Source organism: Oceaniferula flava, from assembly GCF_016811075.1.
In the GTDB taxonomy this organism is placed as follows: Bacteria; Verrucomicrobiota; Verrucomicrobiia; order Verrucomicrobiales; family Akkermansiaceae; genus Oceaniferula; species Oceaniferula flava.
Window position 1 is genome coordinate 1 of the sequence record NZ_JAFBGL010000022.1, and the last position, 4,420, is coordinate 4,420.

Sequence of the window (4,420 nt, forward strand, 5' to 3'; positions counted from 1 at the left end):
CGCCAACTGTAAAACACCGCGCATACGAACGCAGATCATAACTGTAAAACGGCCTTCGACCAAGAACGGTTAACGGTCGGCCGCAATGCCTTGTTAGATTCAAGAGGATCAATACGTCATTCACCGTCGAATGGTGTGTGGTTGATCGAAATCCTAACTATTCTTCTGAATCTGTCCAACGATCTGTCAGAAATCATACGAGTGAGATAACGTCTGCCAGCATGACGGATGGAGGAAGGAGAGACGAAGGAACGCTTCCGGAATCCGTGATGCGTTACCCTGGCGCTTCACCCTGCTCTCAATCATTCAAGTGTCGTTCCCCTTCCGGGTGCTGCATGATGATGAGTGTGCGAATCATGATGCGAAAACCGAACAGCTGACCATCGTCGTGCCCACGAATCCGAAGACTCCGAATTCTTATTCTTATCTAACGTAAAGGTCCATGGCCGCTTGTAGAACGCCAGCCAATCATTAATGGTTTTAACTGTAAAATCTCCTCGGACTGCGAACGGTTAACGGTCGATGGCACCGACTTGTTAGGCTCATTTTTTACCAGTGTAGACTAGGATTATCCGGATCATAAGTCTTAAAGTTCGTAACCTTCAAAACACGAATCGAAATAACGGAAAGCACGATAAACATCAATAGCCCACCTACTATGAAAGCTAGCATGATCCAGAAAAACGCATTCAGTTGGCGTTCATCACTCGGTATGCTGAGCCATTTACTCATCCCCCAAGTTCCCACGGCTGGGAAAACTAGAAAGAATATTCCAAGGAGGCCGATGATACATCCGCCAGGAGTGCCGCGTGTGACTGACGATGAATCCATTCTTATTCTTGCCTAACGTAGAGGACAACCGCCGCGTGTAAACCCGTGATAATCCAAGTGAATTCTTAACTGTAAAATGGCTGCGCACCAAGGACGGTTAACGGTCGGATGATCCGCCTTGTTCGGCAAATTTCTCAGTTTCATGTGAGACGTCTCCAGAGACTATCTGATGGGCCCTACAAATGGCCAACAAGTGCGATCTGATCTTCACCCACACGAACACAAGCAATAATAGATTCAGCGTAACTACATGGAATGTTGTTAGAACAACCTCCACTTCTCGTCTGGATTCTGAATGTGCACACCATCTATAAATTATAAAGATTGCAGCCAATAACATCACCACGCCCATAAAGCGCTCAGCCGTGTGAGATTGCTTTATCTCAGCACTAAGACGATCAGGATCTTTCAGATACCTCTCGTATCTCTTAACGGTGTTACTGTCTGTATTCATTGTATTATTATAGCCGAACGTAGAGCTCAACCGCTGCGTGTAAAACAGCCGCAAATTAAGCATGGTTTTAACTGTAAAATGGTCTCCGACTACGAACGGTTAACAGTCGGATGAAGCGCCTTGTTAGACGACATTCTTCGATGACTTTCTATAAGGCTCGCAACTGCTCTCAGCCATGCATAGAAAAGAGGTTCCTAAACTTCTGATGATGCTCGGCGGGAATTTCATCTGAAAAAGTTACTCTACCTGAGCCATCAAGCCACAATTCGCAATTCTTGATGCCGATCTGATTACACATTGATGCCACATCTCTGATGAGCCGTCCATCAGGCTTTCCTTTGCTGGCGTTTGCTCGTCCGTCGATCACTCTGATACCCTGGCAGCACAATAGTCGTGATATGATCTTCATAATTCTTGTCTAACGTAGAGCTCAACCGCTGCGTGTAAAACAGCCGCAAATCGAGCATGGGTTTAACTGTAAAATGGTCTCCGACTGCGAACGGTTAACAGTCGGATGAAGCGTCTTGTTCGGTTTGTATTATCCTAATGACCGGGCCAACACGACATGCTCATATTCACCTTCAAATTATGAATCAAGTCATCCCTGCTAGCAGAAAGCTCCTTAGCAATCGGGTCACGCAAACAATCTATAACACTAGGTGAAAGAGAATCCATATACTGCTTCAATCTCGTCCGCTCAGTCGATTCTACATCAGATAACCCGTAATATATGGCTTGCTGGATAAGCGATGTCATTAAGGACAACGGGTTAGAGCCACGGAACAAATCGCAATCAATAGAGGATCGGTATGTGCAGACAATATCTTCTTGAAGAGGTTCGACCTTACTCAGCAAAGGCACTTCTTCTTTGATCCTGCGAGCAACCACCGGATAATATTGAGCGTGATCAGCGAACGGGACATCAGCCTGTGGATTCTTGGGAAGGTCAAACTCTCGCACCAAAGAGAACTCATTAAATGCGGATAGAAGATTAAGACAGATGAATTCTGGGCGATAAACATCATCGGATATCTTTCGAATTTCAATTCCGTAGATGACGGTCTCGGCACCTCTCAGTAGTTTTCGCCCGCTCTTATATCGGACGAGATTAGGGAAAATTCTGATCCAATCTTTACAGATCTGTGACATGTAATTGCTCATTCTTCTTATTATTACCGAACGTAAAGAACAACCGCCGCGTGTAGAAACGCCGCCAATTATTCATGATTTTAACTCTAAATGTCTCTCGACTCCGAACGGTTAACGGTCGGATGCTTCGACTTGTTCGGCCAGTTTTATTCTTCAGATATGGGATCGGCACGCTGAAAGAACAGCGCAGGAAGCCAGGCTAACATCCAAGTCCCTGGATCTAAGATGCATGCGAGAAATACCCAATAACCAAGATTATCGCGATCTAGAAATAATGCTGCTACACAGAATATTAGAGAAATCGCCGGGACACTTGAGTATCCTCGATCACCCCCTGCCCTCTGACCACGCATGGCCATGATGCAGCCGGTGAGATTGCCAAGTGAGATCAATGCCGCCAGTGTAGTAAATATGACTGATATTATCGCCATTATTCTTTCTTATTATTGCCGAACGTAAAGCTCAACCGCCGATCAATCAACGGTCGAAAATGTAGTGTGTCTCATGACTGTAAACTGGCTCCCGACTACGAACGGTTAACGGTCGGATGCAGCGAATTGTTCGGCAAATTTTTCTCAAACAAATGACCAACGCGAACGACGATCAGCAACCATGTGCTCCGACCGCTCTAGCCATGAGCAGAGGATATGAGGCAAGGCGGGAAAAATCAAAATAGGATCACGGGGAAAACCTATGCGCCTGATGGATCAAGCTACTCTCAATGTCACGTTCCGCATTCGTCGATCAGGCGGCAACAAGCTTATCAACAGGAACCAACTCCTACGAAGCCTCTTAACAAGGAGCAACCTGGAATCTATTCACCGTTCTACCACCGTGATGCCAAACCCTATGCGTGCATTATTATAGCCGAACGTAAAGTTCCATGGCCGCGTGTAAAACAACCGCCAATCATTAAGGGTTTTAACTGTATAATATCTGCAGACTACTAACGGTTAACGGTCGATGGCAACGACTTGTTCGGCCAAATTATAGGTTCGACTAACCCCACAAATTAACTGTCAAATCATCAAAATTCATACGCTCTGAAGATGATACAACTACGTCGTGACCACCGAATAAATCGCCATCACTATACCAAAGGCATAAGGAATCCACACCTTCAACTTGGAATGTACTGAGCCTAAATTCACTTCTAATCTCATCAAGAGTTAAGATTGGATTCGAGATTATCTCCCAGGCGCCCCTACCGTCGGATTGCTCGTATTCTCTCCAGTTCTCATTGTATAACGGAAGAAGGTGTTCGCATGCAGCCTGTTTAGCTAGGTCGTCTATGCGCTTCAAGTCTCCCACCGCCTCACGCGCCCATTCCAAGCAATTTTCAAGCGCCTCTCCCTCTAGTGAAATCGTGAGCTTAACCTTACGATACTTGTGAAGTATTGTTCCAATCAGCATATGCGCGATATGCTTATCTTCCTTTAAGGTTCCTAATACTGCGTCTTTCATATCATTGCCGAACGTAAAGCTCAACCGCCGGTGGGTCAAAGGTCAAAAACCTAGGATGGTCTCAGCTGTAAAATCTTTGCGAACTACGTACGGTTAACGGTCGGGTGCAGCGAATTGTTCGGCAAATTTTTCGCTAACCAATAACCAAGGCGAACGACGATCATCAACCCTGTGCTCCGACCGCTCTAGCCATGAGCAGAGGATAGGAGGCAACGTCTGAAATGTAAGAAAAGAACTACGGAGACAACCTCTGCGCAAGATGGATCAAACTACTCTCAATGTCACATTCTGCATTCGCGGATCAGACAGCAACAATCTCATCAACAGGAACTAACTTCGACGAAATCTTGTGGCTTAGATCATCCTGGAATCCATTCAGCGATCCATCACCGTGACGCCAATTCCTATGCGTGCATCATTATAGCCGAACGTATAATTCGGCCGCCAACTGTAAAACACCGCGCATACGAACGCAGATCATAACTGTAAAACGGCCTTCGACCAAGAACGGTTAACGGTCGG

The 4,420-nt window shown here is 45.9% G+C and carries 1 protein-coding gene; it reads right to left on the reverse strand.

The genetic code is table 11. The features are described from left to right. Positions 1 to 3,433: 3,433 nt before the first annotated feature. Positions 3,434 to 3,898 (reverse strand): DUF2262 domain-containing protein, encoded by a 465-nt coding sequence (locus JO972_RS16590; protein ID WP_309491205.1) that lies wholly within the window; start codon positions 3,896 to 3,898, stop codon positions 3,434 to 3,436. Between the last annotated feature and the right edge of the window lie 522 nt (positions 3,899 to 4,420).